At 72.0% G+C, this 20043-nt stretch carries 7 protein-coding genes; all 7 read left to right on the plus strand.

What is annotated here, in order from left to right:
* Positions 1 to 529: 529 nt before the first annotated feature.
* From HNR23_RS02795 to HNR23_RS02825, 7 genes are read left to right on the plus strand one after another with little or no spacing between them, the layout of a single operon-like run.
* Positions 530 to 1414, plus strand: coding sequence for a 3-hydroxyacyl-CoA dehydrogenase family protein (locus HNR23_RS02795; protein WP_343070400.1), 885 nt, complete (start codon positions 530 to 532; stop codon positions 1412 to 1414).
* Positions 1415 to 1464: 50 nt separating this feature from the next.
* Positions 1465 to 2484: an HAD-IIIC family phosphatase gene (locus tag HNR23_RS02800; protein WP_184073173.1), complete on the plus strand. Its 1020-nt coding sequence runs from the start codon at positions 1465 to 1467 to the stop codon at positions 2482 to 2484.
* Positions 2477 to 2770, plus strand: a complete 294-nt coding sequence (locus HNR23_RS02805) for a phosphopantetheine-binding protein (RefSeq protein WP_184073175.1) — start codon at positions 2477 to 2479, stop codon at positions 2768 to 2770. Before HNR23_RS02800 ends, HNR23_RS02805 begins: the two co-directional genes overlap by 8 nt.
* Positions 2763 to 3926: an acyl-CoA dehydrogenase family protein gene (locus tag HNR23_RS02810; protein ID WP_184073177.1), complete on the plus strand. Its 1164-nt coding sequence runs from the start codon at positions 2763 to 2765 to the stop codon at positions 3924 to 3926. Before HNR23_RS02805 ends, HNR23_RS02810 begins: the two co-directional genes overlap by 8 nt.
* 43 nt (positions 3927 to 3969) lie before the next feature.
* Positions 3970 to 14148 (plus strand): non-ribosomal peptide synthetase/type I polyketide synthase, encoded by a 10179-nt coding sequence (locus HNR23_RS02815; RefSeq protein ID WP_221308354.1) that lies wholly within the window; start codon positions 3970 to 3972, stop codon positions 14146 to 14148.
* Entirely contained in the window at positions 14145 to 15386 is a 1242-nt protein-coding gene (locus HNR23_RS02820; protein ID WP_184073181.1) for an ACP S-malonyltransferase, read from the plus strand. Before HNR23_RS02815 ends, HNR23_RS02820 begins: the two co-directional genes overlap by 4 nt.
* Entirely contained in the window at positions 15383 to 20038 is a 4656-nt protein-coding gene (locus tag HNR23_RS02825) for a type I polyketide synthase (protein WP_184073183.1), read from the plus strand. The genes HNR23_RS02820 and HNR23_RS02825 overlap by 4 nt, the downstream gene beginning before the upstream one ends.
* Positions 20039 to 20043: the final 5 nt, after the last annotated feature.

Consider the following 20043-nt stretch of genomic DNA (forward strand, 5'->3'; position numbering starts at 1 on the left):
GCCATGTTCCCTCGCCACTCGCCACCGTCCAACGGGCACTCGTATCCTCTCCCGCTGATCGCGAGAGCTCCGGCTCCCTGCGGATTGAACAGGCGATGACGCACGTTCTTCATTCCGGTAAACATTCCCCCGCAACTCCCGTTTCAGGCTATTTGTATTCGAGTGTCTGATTCGCTTGCTGGTCAATGTAGGGCGCGATCATTTCGCTGTGTGCCTGAACTGCAATTCGTCACATAGTGTTAACGGTCGGGTTCGTCTGGTCGTGATTGTCAGCCTCGGGGTTCCGTCTTCACTCTCCGTGAAAATGAAGATACATTTCACGTTTTGCTTTTTATGTGGCCGGGTGTGCGGTGGCAAGGCGCGCCCGTGTCTGGCATCGATGCCATATCGTAACTCCGGAGTGGGGATGGCCGATTTAGGACAGAAGAACTCCAAATCCGCCCTTCCGTGGGGGGGTGGGCCTGGCTAGGATGCGAACCATCAACGAGTGACCCCTAGGGGATGGCCCTAAGGGGATGCGCAGCTCTGTGTGCCGTCACTGAAAGGTGGAGTAGATATTTCAACCATCGGAATTGTTGGTGCTGGTGTCATGGGCAAGGATCTCGCCATAACATGTGCAGCCCATGGAAACGACGTACTACTTCACGACCACGACCCCGATGTCCTGGAAGCGGCTGATGGGGAAATCCGTACCCTTGTCCGGAGCTATCGGATCATGTCGAAGGGTGACTCCCGGTGGTGCACCGAAATTGTTTCTGGACGTATTCGGACTACCGGTTACCTGGCCGGGGTCGCCGGTGTCGACTGGGTTATCGAAAGTATCGCCGAGGACGTCGCTGCCAAGGAACGGGTCCACCGTGAGCTGCGGGAAGTGTGCGGGGACGGCCCCGCGATCGCGGTGAATACCAGCTGCGTCTCGATTACGAGAATCGCCGCCCTCGCCGCGCGACCCGGGGCGGTCATCGGTATGCACTTCATGAATCCGGCCCCGCTCACCGAATGCGTCGAGCTCGTCCGCGGACACCTCACCTCCGACGAGACGACACGGCGGGCCGAGGATTTCGTCGGCGCGCTGGGGAAGCGGCCGGTGGTCGTTCACGACAGCCCGGGATTCGTCTCCAACCGGCTGTCCCACCTGTTCATGAACGAAGCCGCGTTCCTCGTCCAGGAGGGGGTCGCGGAACCCGCGCAGATCGACGAGATATTCACCTTCGGGTACGGTCACAAGATGGGCCCGCTGGCCACGGCTGACCTGATCGGCCTGGACACCGTCGTCGACTCGCTGCAGGTCCTCTATGACGACATGCAGGACCCGAAGTTCCGCTGCTGCCCTCTTCTGAAAAAGATGGTGGACGCCGGCAGGGTCGGCCGGAAGAGCGGCCAGGGATTCTACTCCTACGGCGCTTCTCCATGATCGCCGTGGCCATGTGTCGGGTCGAGCAGGAGAGTGTATTACCGGTGAAGATGGCGAAATGTGTTGTGTGGGACCTCGACGAAACGCTCTGGCGCGGAACCCTGTCCGAGGGTGACGACGTGGTCGTGGAACCGCGAATCGTCGACGTCGTCAAGACGCTGGACGAGCGCGGCATCCTGCAGTCCATTGCGAGCAAGAACAACCACGACGACGCCATGCGGAAGCTCGAGGAGCTCGGGATCGCCGAGTATTTCCTCCATCCGCAGATCAACTGGAACAGCAAGTCCAGCTCCATTTCCGAGCTGCAGGAGAGGCTGAACATCGGCCTCGACACCCTCATCTTCATCGACGACCAGGAGTTCGAACGCGATGAGGTCGTATTCGTCCACCCCGACGTGGAGACGGTCGACGCCGCAGACCGCTTCGGGCTGACGGCCCTGCCCCGGCTGTCGCCGGCCCATGTCACCGAGGACGCACGCTGCCGGCGGCTGATGTACCAGGAGGCCGAGCGCCGCGACCGGTCGGAGAGCGAGTTCAAAGGCCCCCACGACGAATTCCTGCGCAGCCTCGACATGGTCCTCACCGTCTCCCGGGCGGGCGACGACGACCTCATGCGGCTCGAGGAGCTGACCCACAGGACCAGCCAGCTCAACTCCACCGGCATTCACTACCCCTACGAGGAGCTCGAGAAACTCCTCGACGACCCCTTCCACGATCTGTGGGTGTGCGAGCTGACGGACCGCTACGGCTCCTACGGCAAGATCGGGATGGCCCTGGTGGAGAAGTCCGGCGACCAGTGGACCATCGCGCTGCTGCTGATGTCCTGCCGGACGGTCTCCAAAGGCGTCGGGACGGTGCTGCTGCAATTCCTGATCCAGCGGGCAGCCGCGCACGGAGCCCGCCTCCTCGCCAGGTTCCGGCGCACCGACCGCAACCGCCAGATGCTCCTCACCTACCAGCTGGCGAACTTTCACGTCGTCTCCCGCGACGGAGCCGACCACCTCTTCGAGAACGATCTCACGGTTGTCCGTGACTACCCAGGCCACGTAAAGGTGAACGTCGATGCATGAAAGTGGATCCCCGACCGATGCGGTTCCCGGTGTGGACGCCCGCGAGAGCATCCGGGACTATATCGAGGCCAACACGTCCGCGCTCGGCGCCGGCGAACTGCGCGACGACGACGACATCTTCGACAAGGGGTTCGTCACCTCGATCTTCGCCATGCAGCTGCTGGCCCACATCGAGAACACCTTCGACATTGAGGTCCCCGACGACTACCTGAACCTGCAGCGGTTCAGCTCGGTCGAGCGGATGGTGGAGATGGTCGACGAGCTGAGAGCGGTGCCCAGTGGATGAGCGCCTCCCGGAGCCGCTCCTGGAGCGGGCCGTGGACCTGGCCGCGGACCTGGCTCCCCGCGCGGCCGAGTTCGACCGCGATGAGCGCCTTCCGCGCGAGGTGGTCAAGCAGATGGCGGAGGCGGGGTTCCTCGGGGCGACCGTGCCGGCCGAGTGGGGCGGACTGGGTCTCACCCCCCTCCAGTACGGCGAGCTCACCGAGGTCGTCGGGAAGGCGTGCGCCTCGACCCGGGCCCTGCTGACCGTGCACACCTCCCTGGTCGCCGAGACGCTGGCCGCCCGGTCCTCCCGGCGGATCAAGGAGAAGTACCTGCCCGACCTCGCGCGGGGGCGGAGGATCGCGTGCTTCGCCCTGTCGGAGCCCGGGTCGGGGTCCGACGCGGGCTCCGAGACGGGGGAGATGTCCACGACGTACACGGAGAAGGGCGACACCTTCGTCCTCGACGGACACAAGACATGGATCTCCTTCGCGGGAATGGCCGACGTCCTCCTCGTCATCGCGACCGACGGCGGCGTGGGCAGCGCTTTCCTCGTCGACCGGGACATGCCGGGGGTCGAGGTCCGGCCGATCTCGGGGATGCTCGGCAACCGGGCCGCACACATGGCCGAGGTCGTCCTGTCCGGCGTGGAGGTCCCCGCCGAGAACCTGGTCTCCGGAATCGGGGCCGGCTTCGCCTTCGTCGCCAACCGGGCCCTGTTCCACGGGCGCTACAGCATCGCATGGGCGGGGGTAGCTATCGCCCAGGCCGCTCTTGAGGAGATGTGCGCCTACGCGGCCCGGCGCGACCAGTTCGGTGCCCGGATCGGCTCGTTCCAACTGGTGCAGAAGATGATCGCGGACGCGGTCACCGATGTGTCCGCCGCGCGTGAGCTGTGTCGGCGGGCCGGACGGCTGAGGGGCAAGCGCAGCCCCGAGGCGATCGCGGCGACGAACATCGCCAAGTACTTCTCCTCGACCGTGGCCTCCCGCGTCGCCTCGGACACCGTCCAGGTGCTCGGCGGAAACGGGTGCTGGAGCGGATATCCGGCCGAACGTCTTTTCCGGGAGGCGAAGATCCTGGAAATCATCGAGGGGACGTCGCAGGTTCAGCAGACGCTGATCGCCGATTTCGGCCTTACTGAATTCTCCAAGAAAGATTGGGTCGGGAAAAGATGAACGCCTTCTGCGCTCCGGTCGGGTTCAGGTGCGGGTGGTGGCGATGACAGCTCCGTGGATCCTGAGTGCACCGAGCAGGAGGGCCCTGCGCGACCGCGCGGCCCGACTGCTACGAAAGGTCGACAAGGGCGAGGCCGGCTCCCCGGACGCGGTCGGTTCCCTGACGTCGACGCGCCTGGCGCGTGCGCACCGAGCGGTCCTGCTCCCCCACGGCGACGACTGGCGGGAGCCGCTGGCCGCGGTGGCCAAGGGGCGGCCGAGCCCGCGGGCGATCCAGGGTGTCGCCGGCGAGGACACGCGCCCGGTGTTCGTCTTCCCCGGACAGGGCACCGTCTTCCCGGGCATGTGCGTCGGCCTGCTGGACGCGTTCCCGGTGTTCGCCCGGCGGATCGGCGAATGCGACGACGCCCTGGCCCCCTACGTCGACTGGTCGCTCGTCGACCTCCTTCGCGGCGCGGGAAAGCAGCAACTGCAGCGGCCTGACGTCGTGGAACCGGTCCTCTTTTCGATCATGGTTGCGCTGGCCGACCTCTGGCGCCAACACGGGGTCGAGCCGGGCGGCGCCGTCGGCTTCAGCCTCGGCGAGATCGCCGCGGCGTGCGTCACGGGCGCGCTGCCCCTCGACGAGGCCGCGCGAATCGCCGTGCTGTGGAGCAGGGCGCACGTCCCGATGGTGGGCCAGGGCTGCATGGCGATGCTCGGCCTGACTGTCGACGAGGTGCAAGAGCGCTTCGGCGCCCGCGGGGGCGGCCCCGCGGACACCCCCGACCCCGCCGGAACCTCCGCGGCGGCCAGCGCCGACGAGGCCGTCGACGTCGCCGGGATCTTCGCTCCCCGCTCGGTGGTGGTCTCCGGCACCGGGCCGGTCATCGACCGCATCGTCGAGGACCTGCGCGACGAGGGGACCTACGCCCAGAAGCTCTCCGTCGAGTTCCCCGCGCACTCCCCGCGGGTCGAACCGCAGCGCGAGGCACTGCTCGCCTCCCTGGGGAGTGTCCGCCCGCGGACGACGGAGCTCCCCTTCTACACCAGCACCATCGGCGGGCGCACGGACGCCGCCGACCTGGACGCCGGGTTCTGGTACCGTAACCTCCGCAACCCGGTGATGTACGAACAGGCCGCCCGGGCCGCGCTCGCCGACGGCCACCGGGCCCTCGTCGAGATCAGCGCGCACCCGGTGCTGGTCCGCCCGACCAAGGAGGTCGCGGCCGCCCTCGGGGACGAGGTGCCGGTGATTGGCACGCTGCGCCGGGACCGTCAGGGCCCGGACCGCTTCGCCGTCTCGCTGGCGGAGGCCTGGGTGCACGGCGTCCCCGTCGACTGGGGCCGGCTGCTCCCGGCGTCGGCCTCGGCCTTCGAGCTCTCCGCGTCCTCGGCACACGCCGGTCCGGTAACGGGCGAGCACGGGGTGGTCGACGAGGTCGTCTCCTACATCGTCGGCGAGCTGGAGGACCGCCCGTCCGGCGACCCCGCCCTGGACGCGCGGATGCGCGAGGCGAACCTGTTCGACCTCGGCCTCGACTCGATCCGGCTGGTCTCCCTGCAGGCCCGGATCGAACGCCGGCTCGGCCTCCGGCTGGAGAGCACGTGCATAATCGACAACCCCGAGCCGACGGCGCTGGTCGAGGAGATCCGGCGGACGCGCGCCGCCTCCGGCGTCGCGCGGGCCGTGGCCCCCCGGTCGGCCCCGCCGCCGGCTCCGGCCCCCGCACCGCCGGAGGCGGCCGACGCGATCGCGATCGTCGGGATGGGCATGAGGCTGCCCGGCGGCATCGCCGACCGGGAGCGGCTCTGGGAGGTGCTGAGCGGCGGGATCGACGTCGTCGGGCCGGTCCCTGACGACCGGTGGGCGCACAGCCCCCTGGACCTGAGCGAGGTGACCACCACACAGGGCGGCTACCTGAGCGGCGTCGACCGGTTCGACCCCGGCTTCTTCGGCATCTCGCCGAGTGAGGCCGAGCTGATCGACCCGCAGCAGCGCCTGCTGCTGGAACTGACCTGGGAGGCGTTCGAGGACGCGGGCCTCGACCCCTACGCCGCGGGCGCCGCCGGGCGGGTCGGAACGTTCGTCGGGATATACAACAACGACTACCGCCAGGTCGGGCAGAACCTCGGCTACACCCATGAGGCCTACACCTACACCGGCAACATGGCCAACGCCGCCCCCGGACGCGTCTCCTATACCTTCGGCTTCCAGGGCCCCAGCATGGCGGTTGACACCGCGTGCTCGTCCTCCCTGTACGCCCTGCACCTGGGCGGCCAGGAACTGCGGCGCGGCGGATGCGACCTCGTCGTGGCCGCCGGCGTCAACCTGATCCTGAGCCCCGAGGGGCACATGTCCTGGTCGCGGCTGGGAGCCCTGTCTCCCTCGGGCCGCTGCCGCAGCTTCGACGCGGGCGCGGACGGCTACATCCGCAGTGAGGGCGGCGTCGTCGTCCTCCTCAAGCGGCTCGCCGACGCCGAGCGCGACGGCGACGACGTCCTGGCCGTGCTGCGCGGGTCCGCGGTCAGCCACAACGGCCGCAGCGGCGGGTTCACCGTCCCCAGCGGCGCCGCCCAGAGCCGGGTGATCACCGACGCGATGGCCGACGCCGGGGTTGGGATCGAGGACGTCTCCTACGTCGAAGCCCACGGCTCCGGGACGCCGGTCGGCGACCCGCAGGAGATCAACTCCCTGGCCCGGGTCTTCGCGGAGCGCTCGTCCAAGATCGGCGTGGGCAGCGTCAAGTCGAACCTGGGACACCTGGAGTCCGCGGCCGGAATGGCGGCGCTCTGCAAGGTCGTGGCCGGCCTGCACAAGGGCCGGTTGCCGGCCACGCTGCACTTCCGCGCCGGCAACCCCCTCATCGACTGGGACGCCGCTCCCGTCGAGGTCGTCACCGGGGAGGTCCCCTGGGACCCCCCGAACGGGCGGCGCATCGCGGGCATCAGCTCGTTCGGCGTCAGCGGGACCAATGCCCACGTCGTCGTCGAAGAGTACCCGGCGCGCGGGGAACTGCGCCGGCCTGCCACCGCCGTCGGCGCGCCCCGGCTGGTGCCGGTCTCGGCGAACTCCGACGCGGCGTTGCGGACGGGGCTGGGCGCCCTCGCCGAGTGGAGCGGCGGCACCGGGGCCGACCTTGACGACGTGGCGCACACCCTGGGCCGGCGGCGCGGCCTGAAGCACCGCAAGGCGCTCGTCTGCTCCTCCATGGAGGAGCTGCGCGCGGTCGCCGGGGCGGACCCCGGGGAGGAGGGGGAGCCGGCCGACCCGCGCGGCGCGAGGCCGGTGTTCGTCTTCTCTGGACAGGGGACGCAGTACCCGGGCATGGCCCGTGAGCTCTACGACGGTGCCGAGGAGTTCCGCCGCGAACTGGACGGGCTCGACCGCGCGTTCCGCAGGGCCGCCGGCATCTCCCTGCTGGAGGCCATGTTCGACGAGCGGGGCGGAGGGCCCTTCGCGTCGCCGCTGTACACCCAGCCGATGATCTTCTCGGTGGGGCTGGCGCTCGCTCGGTACTGGGCGGCGTGGGGCGTGCGGCCCGCCGCGGTCATCGGGCACAGCATCGGCGAGTACGCCGCGGCCTGCTTCGCCGGGGCCATGAGCCGGGAACAGGCCGTCGAGCTGGTCGCCCACCGGGCGCGCGTGGTCGCTGACTCCCCTGTCGAGGGGGCGATGGCGACCCTGTTGTGCTCCGCCGACCGGGCGCGGGAGCTGCTCGCCGCCACCCCGGACGTCTCGCTGGCGGCGGTGAACACCTCGGAGAACGTCACCGTCTCCGGGTCGGCCGACGGCCTGGCGACCGTCCTCAAGACCGCGCGCCGGCAGCGCGTCTTCACCGAGCGGCTGGAGGTGTCGCACCCCCTCCACTCGGCACTGCTGGCCCCGGCAGCCGAGCGCCTGCGGGAGCGGATCGGCGGGTGGAGCTTCGACGCCCCGTCGACCACCTGGATCTCCGCGCAGACCGCCCGGCCGGTGACGCCCGAGTCCCCGGTCGACGCCGCCCACTGGGCTCGGCACATGGTCGAGCCCGTCCTGTTCCGCGAGGCCGTGGCCGTGGCCGTCGGGACGGGGTCGGGCACCTTCGTCGAGATCGGCGCCACGGCGACGCTGGGCGGGCTCGTCGCCCAGGAATTCGGCGACGGCGTGGTGGTCCTTCCGAGCCTGCGCAAGACCAGGTCCGACCTGCGGCAGTTCCTCGAGACCGCCGGACGGCTGTGGGAGCTGGGCGCCGAACTGAACCCCGGCCGGCTCGCGGGTGCGGGGCGGCTGCTCCACGACCTGCCGCACACCCCGTTCGACAGGCGGCGGATCTGGTACCGGGACCGGGCTGACGGCCCCGCCGCGGCCGCCCCCGCGGCGGACGTCTCGGCGGCAGTCGCAGAGGCGGTCCCGCAGGTCGGCCCGGCGCACGGTCCGCAGGAGGAGGACGCCGCCCCAGCCGGTGCCCGCCTGGCGGCTGAAGAGCAGGCCGTCGGAGAGGTCCTCGCACGTGAACTGAGCGAGGTCACCGGTGTGGAGGCCGCGGAGCTGGACCCAGGCGTGGAGCTGTTCGCGCTCGGCGTCGACTCCCTCATGCTCGTGCAGTTCGGCAAGCGCATCGAGAAGCACTACGCACTCGACATCCCGATCACCACCTTCTTCCAGTCGCTCCACACGGTGGGGCAGGTGACCGAGTTCGTCCTGCGGAACCGCCCCGAACCCGAGCCGTCCCCGGAGCCGGACACGCCGGTGGACGCGCGGCCCGATCCCCGGCAGGGCCCGCAGCGGGGCCTGCCGTCGGCGGCTGGCACCGGCGGCCCCGACGGCGCCGCGCTCCCCGCGCTCAGCGCTGGGCGGGGCGCCCCGCCCGGATCCGGACACGAGGCGGTGATCCACGCCCAGCTGGACCTCATGCGGGAGCAGCTCCGGCTGCTCGGCGGCGAGGAGGCCGGCCCCGGTCCCGGCGGCGGGCCTAGTGCCCCGGCGCTCCCCGAGTCCCGCAAGGTCGGCACCTACGACAACAACATCTCGCTGACCGACGACGACCTCACCCCCCGTCAGCGGGGGTTCATCACCGACTTCATCGCCCGCTACACCGCCAGGACCGCCGGGTCGCAGGCCTACGCCCGCACCCACCGCGGCCATCTGGCGGACTGGATCAACTCGCTCAACTTCGACACGAACCTGAAAGAGACCTCTTACCCGCTGGTCTCCTCCCGCTCCCAAGGCGCCGAGTTCTGGGACGTGGACGGCAACCGCTACGTCGACACCGGCATCGGGTACGGCGTCCACTTCTTCGGCCACCAGCCCGACTTCGTCATGCGCGCGGTCCGGGAGCAGCTGGAGGCCGGCTACGAGCTGGGGCCCCAGAACAGGGTCGCCGGCGAGGTCGCGGAGCTGATCCACGAGATGACCGGCGCCGAGCGAGTCGCCTTCTGCAACACCGGCACCGAGGCCGTGATGGTGGCGCTGCGGCTCGCCCGGGCGGTCAGCGGGCGCGACGGAATCGTCCGGTTCACCGACTCCTACCACGGCGGTTCCGACGCGGTCTTGGCCGAGAGCGACGGCACCGACAGTGTCCCCCTGACCATCGGCATCCCCCCGGCCATGGTCGAGGACACCACGGTGCTCCGCTACGGCGCCGAGGAGTCGCTGGAGCGCATCCGGCGGCAGGCCGGCCACCTGGCGGCCGTGCTGGTGGAACCGGTGCAGTCGCGCAACCCGGGCCTGCAGCCCGCGGAGTTCCTGCGCGAGCTCCGCCAGATCTGCACTGAGCACGGGATCGCGCTGATCTTCGACGAGATGCTCGTCGGCTTCCGGCTCGAACTGGGCGGCGCCCAGGCCTACTTCGGGGTCGAGTCCGACATGTCGCTGTACGGCAAGCTCGTCGGCGGCGGAATGCCGGTGGGCATTGTCGCCGGGAAGGGCACCTACCTCGACGCCGTCGACGGCGGGGCCTACTCCGACGTCGACGACTCCCGGCCCGCGGTGCCGACGACCTTCTTCGCCGGGACGTTCTGCAAGCACCCGCTGACCATGGCGGCCTGTCGGGCGGTCCTGACCACCCTCAAGGAGGGCGGCGAGGAGCGGATCGCCGAACTGAACAGGTTCACCGACGACTTCGTGCGGCGGGCCAACGACCTCTTCGACCGGGAGGAGGTGCCGATCCGCCTGTCGCACTGCGCCTCCATGTACAAGTACGAGAACGTGGCGCCGCGCGACGTGGCCCGGATGACACTGACCACCAACCTCTTCTTCAAACTGCTGGCCCACCACGGCGTGTTCGTGTGGGAGCGCCGCTCGGGCTACTTCTCCCTGGCCCACACCGAGGAGCACAAGGAGCGCATCCTCGCGGCGTTCCGGACGGCCGTGCAGGAGATCCGGGCCGGGGGCTTCGACTTCCGGCGCTCGCCGTCGGCCGCCCGCACCGGCGGCGGTGCCTCCGCCACGGGCGCCTCCGGTGCCGCCGACGTCCCTGCGGCCGTGCGGGACGCCTCCGGAACCTCGGCGCTCTCCGCCGAGGAGCGGCGGGTCTACGTGAACTCCCGGATGCGCGGAGGGAACGAGGCCTACCAGGTGCCGGCCCGGCTGCGCTTCGACGGTCGGCTGGACCCGGACCGGGTCGAGGCCGCCTTCCGCGACATCGCCCGCAGGCACCCCAAGCTGCGCAGCCGCTACGAGATCGACACCGGCGACCTTGTGTGCCGCGTCATCCCCGAGGTCGAGACCGAGTCCCACATCTTCGACGGGGCGGACGCGCAGGAGGTCGCGGACGTGATGAACGCCCCGCTCGACCTGGCCAGGGCGCCGCTGTGGCGCTACGGCATCGTCGTCGGCCCGGACGGCGCCGACGACCTGGTGGTCTCCTTCCACCACATCATCGTCGACGGCCGGGGCTTGGAGCTGATCATCGGCGAGCTCGCCGACCACCTGACCAACGGGCGGCTGACCGGCGTCGGTGAGGCCGCCGACTACACCGAGTTCGTCCGGATCCGCTCCGACCTGCCCGACCGCCCCGACTACGAGGACCACCGCCAGTGGTGGCTGCGCGAGTTCACGCCCCTGCCCCCGGCCCTCGCGCTCCCGACCGACGCGCCCCGCCCGGCCGTCGGCGACTTCAGCGGGCACCACTGCTACTCGGTGATCGACCCCGAGGTGCACAAGGCGGCGCTGGAGGTCGTCCACCGGCACCGGACGACGCCGTTCCTCTTCTACCTGTCGCTGTGGTCGGTGCTCCTGGCCAGGACGGGCGGCGAGAGCGACCTGTGCGTCGGGGTGCCGCTGGACCGGCGGGCGCTGGGCCCCTTCGAGGGCACGGTCGGCATGTTCGCCCAGTCGCTGCCGCTGCGGCTGCAGCCGACCTCCCGGACCCGCCTGTCGGATCACCTCCGGCAGGTGCGCGACACCTGCCTCGCCGCGATCGAACACGCGCCCTACCCCTACGACACGCTGATCGAGGAGTTGGGCCTGGAGCGCGACCACGGGCGCAACCCCCTGTTCGACACGATGTTCATCTACACCAACGCCCGGGACCGCGAGCGCCGGTTCGGCGACCTCACCGCCACCACCGTGGACTTCGGAATGCGCGGCTCGATGCTCGACATGACCCTGGAGCTTACCGAGCGGGACGAGGGCCTGTTCATCGACCTGAACCACTCCGGAATCCTCGGTGAGGAGCGCATCGCCGGCCTGCTGGAGCGGTTCCACACCCTCGTCGCGCGGGCCGTGGAGGACCCCGACCGCATGATCGGCGAGATCCCGCTGATCGGAGACGAGGTGGCCGGTCGGCTGATGGCCTGGGGCACCGGCCCGTCCGAGGACGATGTGCCCGGCCTCGCCGAACAGCTGGACCGGGCCTTCGCCGAGAACGCCACGCGCCCGGCGATCCGGTTCCGGGGCGAGGTGACGACCTACGCTGGGCTGGCCGAGCGGGCCGGCCGGCTCGCTGCCCTGCTTCGCGGGGCCGGGGTGGGCAGGGGCGACCAGGTCGGCCTGCTACTGCCGCGGTCGCCGGAGCTCGTCGCCGCCATGCTGGCCGTGCACCGGATCGGCGCCGCCTGGTTGCCGATGGACGCCGCGGACCCGCCGCAGCGGCTGCGCGCGGTGGTGGAGGACGCGGGGGCCGCGACGGTCCTGTGCACCCCGGAGGGCGCGGCGGCCCTCCGGGCGGACGGGCCGGAGGTACAGGAGGCGGGCGGGGAGCCGGGCCGGACGGTGCTGACGGTCGGCGTCCGGGACCTTCCGGCCCCGGACGCCGTCCCGCCGGAGCCCGAGGAGGCCGGCGACCTCGCCTACACCATCTTCACCTCCGGCTCCACCGGCCGCCCCAAGGGCGTCACGGTCACCCGGGGGGCCCTGGCCAACTTCCTGTGGGGGATGCCCCGGGCGCTGGGCTGGGAGGGGAGCGCGACGGTGGCGTGCCTGACGACCCCGTCGTTCGACATCCACATCCTCGAGACCCTGATGACCCTGGTCACCGGCGGGACCGTCGCCATGGCGGACGACGGCCAGGCCCGCACGCCGGCGGCGATCGCGGAGTTCGCGGCCGCCAACGGCGTCGACCGCCTGCAGATGACGCCGAGCCGGCTGCGGATGCTGTGCGCCGACCCGGGCGCGGCCCGCACGGCCCTGGGGCCGCTGGAGACGCTCGTCGTCGGCGGTGAGGCCTTTCCTGAGGACCTGCTGCCGGATCTGCGGAACCGGACGCAGTGCCGGATCTTCAACGTCTACGGCCCCACCGAGACCTGCATCTGGTCCAGCGCCAAGGAGCTCACCGGCCGGGGCCCGGCCACCATCGGCACGCCGATCGCCAACACCGTCTTCTACGTGCTCGACGACGACCTCCAGCTCGTCCCTGAGGGCGCCGAGGGCGACCTGTGGATCGGTGGCGACGGGGTGTCCCCCGGGTACCTGAACCGTCCCGAGCTCACCCGCGGGGCCTTCCGCGACGACCCCTTCGGCCCGGGGCGGATCTACCGCACCGGGGACCGCGCCCTGTGGCGCGAGGGGGAGGTCCACTGCCTCGGTCGGCGCGACAACCAGGTCAAGGTCCGCGGCTACCGCATCGAACTGGAAGAGGTCGAGCAGTCCGTCGCCGAGCACCCGCGGGTCGCCGGGGCGGGGGCGGTCGTCGACGAGATCGCGCCGGGCAACCCGGTCATCCGCGGCTTCTACACCGTGCGCGGGGACGTCGGGGTCGACCCCGGGGAGCTGAAGTCCTTCCTGGGCCGGAGACTGCCCGCCCACATGGTCCCCGCCACCCTCACGGCGGTGCCCGCGCTGCCGACGACCACGAGCGGGAAGATCGACCGCCCGGCCCTGGCCCGCCTGGAGGCCGCGCCCCCCGGCGGCGACCGGGCCGACGAGCCGTCCGGGGCGGTGGGCGAGGACCTGCTCATGTCCTGGAAGGCGGTGCTCGGCGACGTGCCGATCGGCCCGGCTCACAGCTTCTTCGACCTGGGCGGCAACTCCTTCAGCCTCGTCCTGCTGCTGGAGCGGCTGAACGCCGTGTTCCCCGGGGTATTCGACGTCAGCGACCTGTTCGCCGAGCCGACCCTCGGCGGCCAGCAGCGGCTCTTGGAGCAGCGGCGGAACCGGCGCGACGACGCCGGGGTCGGCCTCGGCGTCCGGCTGCCTGCCGACTGGGCCGCCACCAGCCAGGGGGCCGAGGGCACCGCGGAGGCCACCCTGCCAGCCCGCGTCGGGGCCGTGCTGCACCGGAACGGCGCTGTCGGCGGCGCCGAGGCCCGGGCGCTGGCGCACGCCGCGTTCGTCCTGGCCCTCGGCAAGACCCTGGACCGCGACGAGGTCGCCCTCCTCGTGGCGACCGCGCCTGGCCGGGCCGTCCCGGTCACGTTGGACCTGGCCGGGCGGACCGATCTCGCCGAACTGGTCGACGACTACGTGAAGGCCGTCGGTGACGTCGGCGGCGAAGTGGAGCTCGATCGGCTCCGGCCCGCCCGCGGCGAGGGCAGCAGGGCGGTCGTGCTGTGCACCGACCGCGGGCGGGCCGACCACGGCGGCCTGCTCCGGCACGCCGACCTCGTCTTGGGAACCGACGTGACCGCCCGGTCGCCGACCGTGGCCCTCTCCCACCGGCGGGAGATCGCCTCCGAGGCCGTCCACCGGCTGCTCGACGGCTACGTCCGGCTGCTGAGCGCCCTCGACCCGTCCGCAGCCGCCAGCCCCCGCACCGCACCCCGAGCGGCCGCCGCGCCGCCCGGGCACCCGCATCTCCCGGACCGGAAGGATCCGTCATGACCAATCTCGCGCTCGTGTTCCCCGGCCAGGGGTCCCAGTTCTCCGGAATGGGCCGCGCCTGGTACGACGCACACGGCAGTGTGCGCGACCGCTTCGAGCAGGCCTCGGAGATCGTCGGCTACTCGCTCGCCGACCTCTGCTTCACCGCGCCGCCGGCCGAGCTCACCCGCACGCGCCATGCGCAGGTCGCACTGCTGGTCCTGGGCTACGGCATGTACGAGGTGGTTGTCGGGGACCGCAGGCCGCCCGTCTCGGCCATGGCCGGGCACAGCCTGGGCGAGATCACGGCGCTGCTCGCGGCCGGGGCCTTGGACTTCGAGGACGCGGTGCGCCTGGTCAAGGTCCGCGGCGAGGCCATGGAGGCCTACACCGCCGAGGGCGACACCGGGATGGTCGCGGCCCTGCGGACGCCGGCGTCCCAGGTGGAGAAGTGGGTGGAGGAGTTCAACGCCGGGGGCCACGGCGTGCAGGTGGCCAACTACAACGCCGAGCAGCAGACCGTGCTGGCCGGGACGCGCGAGGAACTGCGGGCGCTGACCGCAGTGCTGGAGGAGCGCGGGGCCAGGGTCGCCAGGCTCAGTGTGGCCGGCGCCTTCCACAGCCGACACATGGACGGCGCCGTCCCCGCCTATGTGGACGAGCTCGACCGGATCGCGTTCACCGAGCCGTCCGTCCCGGTCTACAGCACTGTCACGGGACGGGCGTACGAGAGCGCCCGGGAGATCAGGGAGGCGCTCTCCGTCCAGCTCACCGCCCCGGTCCGGTGGGAGACCGTGGTGTCCGCGCTGACCGCCGCCGACGTCACCGTGTGGATCGAGGTGGGCCCCAAGAACGTCCTCACCAAGCTGATCGCCGGCTCCGGGGCGGTCGCGCACAGCCTCGACGACGACGCCGGGGCGGCCTACGCCGCGCTCGACCGGGTCGCAGAGGAGCGCGCGAACCGCCCGGGTCTCGTCGGCCTGTGCCTGGGGGCGGCCGCCGCGACCCGGAACCGGAACTTCGACGACGAGGAGTACGCCGCCGGGGTGGTCGCCCCCTACCGCCGGCTCCAGGAGCTCGCCTCTGCCGGGGCCGGGGAGCCCACTAGCGAGCAGCGGTGCGAGGCCCTCGACCTCCTGCGCACGATCATGGAGACCAAAGGGGTGCCGGACGCCGAGCAGGAGGAGCGGATCTCGTCGATCCTGCGGCGCACCGGCCAGACCGCGGTGTACGCGCCGACCGGGGCGGCGGTGAGATGAACTCTCTGCTGTCCATAGGCGACCTGGACATGGGCGAGCTCCCCGAGGACGCCGACGTGCGCATCGAGTACTCCGGGGCCGACCGTACGGGTGCCCCGGTCGCCGTCATCGGGATGAGCGGGCGGGTGGGCGACGCCCCCGACCTCGACCGGTTCTGGGAGATGGTGGCGGGCCGCGAGCGCGGCCACCGCGAGCTGTCCGAGGAGCGGCGGGCCGACGTCGACGCCTACCTCGCGGCCCGCGGGGCGCCGCCGCCCGCCCCCGAACGCTACTGGGGCGGCACCCGACTGCCCTCCGTGGCGGAGTTCGACCACCGGTTCTTCTCCATGTCCCGGCAGGAGGCCCGGTTCGTCGACCCCGACCAGCGGATCTTCCTGGAGACCGCCTGGGCCGCGCTGGAAGATGCCGGACGCCTGAACGCCGAGATCCGGGGCCAGAGGGTCGGGGTCTACGCGGGCATGTCGAGCGACTTCGGCGAGGACTACCGGACGATGCTCCAGGCCGTTGCGCCCGGCGCCCCGGAGGTGTCCGTCGCCGGGAACGTCCAGTCGATCATCGGCAGCAGGATCGCCTACCTGCTGAACCTGCGGGGGCCGTCGATGCTCGTCGACACCGCCTGCTCCTCGGGCCTGGTCGCCGTGCACACCGCCTGCCGCGCTATCCAGCGCGGGGACTGCGACACGGCGATCGTCGGCGCGGTCAACAGTGACTTGCTCCCGGTCGTCGCCGACGGCTCGGGCATCGGCATCAAGGACCTCCAGGACACCTCCTCCCGTGACGGCCGCACACGGACCTTCGACCGCAAGAGCGACGGGACGAGCGCGGCCGAGGGCTGCATCGTCTTCGTCCTCAAGGCGCTCGACCGGGCCCGAAGCGACGGCGACGCCGTCCGCGCGGTCATCCTGGGCGGCGCGGTCAACCAGGACGGGGCCTCCAACGGCATCACCGCCCCCAACGCGGACGCGCAGGCCGACCTCATCGACGCGGCGCTCGCCGACGCCGGGGTGGAGGCCGAACAGGTCAGCTACATCGAGGCGCACGGCACCGCGACCCGCCTGGGCGACCCGGTCGAGGTCGGCGGGATCGAGCGGGCGTTCTCCCGGCACACCTCGCGCAAGCAGTTCTGCGGCATCGGCACCGTAAAGACGAACATCGGCCACATGGACAACGCCTCCGGCCTGGCGGGCCTGGCCAAGGTGGTGCTGTCGATGCGGCACCGGACCCTCCCGGCGAGCCTGGGATTCGAGGAGCCCAACCCCAACATCGCCTTCCCGCTGTCGCCGGTGTACGTCAACGACCGCACCGTGCCGTGGGGGAGCGGCCCGGACGACACCCTGTACGCGGGGATCAGCAGTTTCGGCCTGAGCGGGACCAACTGCCACCTCATCGTGCGCAGCGCCGACCCGGAGCCCGAGCCGGACCCCGGTCCCGGGCAGGGGGCGGCCTCCGGCCCCTGGGTGCTCCCGCTGAGCGCCCCGGACGCCGCGGGCCTCCGGCGGCTGGTGGAGCGGTATCGGGCGTTCCTGAGCGGGAACGACGTGCGCCTGGCGAACCTGTGCCACACCGCGGCGACGGGACGCCTGCACCACCGGTGCAGAGCCGCGTTCGTGTGTGAGGACAAGGAGGAGCTGCTGGCGCTCCTCGGGCGCTTCGTCGACGGCGCCCGCGACGGCCGGGACGCCGGCGGCACCAATGGTGAAGACGTCGAAGACGGCACCGGCGACATCGCCACCGGGGAGTTCCGGCTCGCGGCGGGCGACGGCGGTCGGCGCGGCTCCTGCGCCCTGACCGCCGACGAGCAGGAGCGGCTGGGCCGCGAGGCCGCGCGGCTGCTCGACGGGGCGCCCGACCGCGACGGGCTGCGGCGCCTGGCCCGCCTCTACGTCCGCGGCGCCGACGTCGACTGGCGGCGGGCCGCGGCGCCAGGCGCCCGCCGGATCCCGCTGCCGACCTATCCGTTCGAGCGCTCGCGCTGCTGGTTCCGGGCCGAGGGACCCGAGCACCGGGGCGGGATCGCCGCGGGGCTGCGCACGGTGCGCTCCCTGGACCGGGACATCGCCGTGTGCCGGCTCTCCCCGCAGCGGTTCTGGGAGCTCTCTGACCACCGGATCGATGGGGTCAGCGTGCTTCCCGGCACCGGGGTCCTGGAGCTGGTCGTGCAGGCCGCGCAGCGGTTCGGCCACGCCGGCGGCGGCATGAGGCTGCGGAACCTGCGGTTCACCACGCCGCTCGCGGTCGACGACGGTTCGGAGTCCGAGGTCCACATCGTCTTCGGCCCGGCCGACGGGACCGGCACCGTCCGCGAGGTCACCGTCGCCTGCCGGGGCGAGGACGGCGCATGGGTCCGCAATGCCACCGCCGAACTCGCCGTCGCGCCGGCCGTCGGGACCCCGGAGCCGGTCGACGTGGAGGGCTTGCGGCGTCGACTGGACCGCGAACTGGCCTACGACGATCGGCTCGACCGGTCCAACGGGCTGGTGCTGGGCGAGCGGTGGACCGGGAGCCTGCGGGGCGGCCGGGCCGACCCCGAGGCCACCGAGATGCTCTACGAACTGGAGCTGCCGAGCCGCTTTCACGGCGAGACCGGCGACTACCACCTGCACCCGGCGCTGCTGGACACGCTGATCAACGCGGCCAACGGCCTCTACGACGAGGAACGGCTCTACCTACCGCTCTCCTACGGGGCCCTGACGGTCCACGGACCGCTGCCGGCCCGCGTGCTGGCGCACTTCCGCAAGCGCCCCTCCTCGGTCGAGGGCCGCCTGTACGCCTTCGACGTGACGGTCACCGACCCCGTCGGCCGGGCGGTGCTGACGGTGGACAACTACTGCATTAAGTCGGCGGCCGACCTCGACCTGGACGGCTCGGGCGGATACGGGTACGTGCAGGCCTACCGGGAGGCGGCCCCGCCGGCCGCTGCCGGCGCCGCCCCGGGCACCGGGCCCGCGGCGGCCGGCCCGGTTCTGCTCTGCGGCGACTTCGGCCCGATGCTCGCCCCGCTCACCGGCGAGCTCAGGTCGGCCGGCCACGAGGTCGTGCACGCGTCCGCCGGCGGCGTCGGCGACCGGATCGGCGAAGGCGCCGCGTTTGCCTTCGCGATCGCGGCCGACCTGGGGGACCCCGGTGCTCCCCTGACCGAGCGGGCGGTCGGTCCGGTCGACCGGACCGTCTCCGTCCTCAAGCAGCTGTCCGCGCGCCGGCCGGAGCTCGTCGGCGGCCTGCTGGCCGTGACCCGGAACGCGCTCTCCGTCACCGGCGCGGAGGCCGCGCCCGACCCCGGACAGGCGGGCGTGCTCGGCCTGATGAGGGTCGCCGCCCTGGAGTACCGGTCCCTGAGCGTGCGCTGCGTCGACATCGACGAGCACACCCCGCCGGGGGCCCTGGTCTCCGAGATGCGCGCCGCCGACCGGCCGCCGCTGCTGTTCTACCGCGGCGAGCGGCCCTACAGACCGGTCGTCGAGCGGAGCGCCGCCGCGCTGCGGCCCGGGGCGCCGGAGGCGGTGGCCCCCCCGGACGGCGCGACCGTCGTCTCGGGCGGTACGGGCGGCCTGGGCGCCGCCGTGGCCCGGGACCTGGCCCGGCAGGGCTTCCGGAACATCGTCCTGCTGGGCTCGGAGCGGCCGGCCCCGGACGCCGCACCCGCGTTCGGGCCGCAGGACGACCCCGCCGTGGCCGAGGTCGTCCGGCTGGACATGGGGGACCCGCGGGCGGTCGAGCGCACCGTCGGCGGGCTCCGGGAACGCTACGGCCGGATCGGCGGCGTGCTCCACCTCGCCGGCCGGCCGGGCGTCGGGTTCCTGCACACCAAGACCACCGAGGAGTTCATGGCCGTGTACCGCCCCAAGGCGGTGGGTGGCGTCGCGCTCCACGAGGCCACCCGGGACGACGCGCCGGACTTCTTCGTGGTGTTCTCCAGCGTGGCCGGGCTCCTGCCCGCCCAGGGCCAGACCGACTACACCGCCGCGAACCTGGCGCTCGACAGCCTGGCGCAGCTCCGCAGCGCCCGGAGCCTGCCCGCACTGAGTCTGCAGTGGCCCGCGTGGCGGGAGACCGGGATGGCCGAGCGCCTGGGCGCCGTGGACGAGGACGAGCTCTTCCCCCCGGTGGCCCCCGACGAGGGGACCGGACTCCTCCGGGCGCTCCTGGCAGGGCGGGACCACCCGGCGGTCGTCATGCCCGGCCGGAAGCGGCCAGCGGCGGGGCCGGACCGGCCCGGCGCGGGCGACCCCGCCGGCGCGGCGGGTGCGGCCGGCGTCCGGCCCGTCGTCCTCCACGGCCTGGACCGGGTCGGCGCCGTCGAGCAGGCCGTCGCCGAGATCTGGGCGCGGACGCTGGAGGTCGCGGAGCTGGACGCCTACGAGGAGTTCGACCACCTCGGCGGCAATTCGCTGCTGACTTCGCAGATGCTGCGGTACTACGACGAGCGCTTTCCGAACGTCATGGACATCACCGACCTGTTCCGGTTCACCACCATCGCCGACCAGACGGCGTTCGTCGCCTCGCGTCTGGGACCGGCGGCGGAGGAAGCCGATAGTGCCGGCGGCGGGCCGCGACCGGAGACCAGCGCAGCCGGTACCGACGACCTCGACCGGCTGCTGGACCTGGTGGAGCAGGGAGAGATTTCGGTGGAGGAGACCCGTGGCCTTCTGTAGCCAGA

Origin of the sequence: Nocardiopsis mwathae (assembly GCF_014201195.1) — a bacterium.
Taxonomy (GTDB): domain Bacteria; phylum Actinomycetota; class Actinomycetes; order Streptosporangiales; family Streptosporangiaceae; genus Nocardiopsis_C; species Nocardiopsis_C mwathae.

Bases quoted from the DNA above. Each gene is read 5' to 3' on its own strand.
- HNR23_RS02800 (WP_184073173.1), top strand. From the start codon at position 1,465: ATGGCGAAATGTGTTGTGTGGGACCTCGACGAAACGCTCTGGCGCGGA.
- HNR23_RS02805 (WP_184073175.1), top strand. From the start codon at position 2,477: ATGCATGAAAGTGGATCCCCGACCGATGCGGTTCCCGGTGTGGACGCC.
- HNR23_RS02815 (WP_221308354.1), top strand. From the start codon at position 3,970: ATGACAGCTCCGTGGATCCTGAGTGCACCGAGCAGGAGGGCCCTGCGC.
- HNR23_RS02820 (WP_184073181.1), top strand. From the start codon at position 14,145: ATGACCAATCTCGCGCTCGTGTTCCCCGGCCAGGGGTCCCAGTTCTCC.
- HNR23_RS02825 (WP_184073183.1), top strand. From the start codon at position 15,383: ATGAACTCTCTGCTGTCCATAGGCGACCTGGACATGGGCGAGCTCCCC.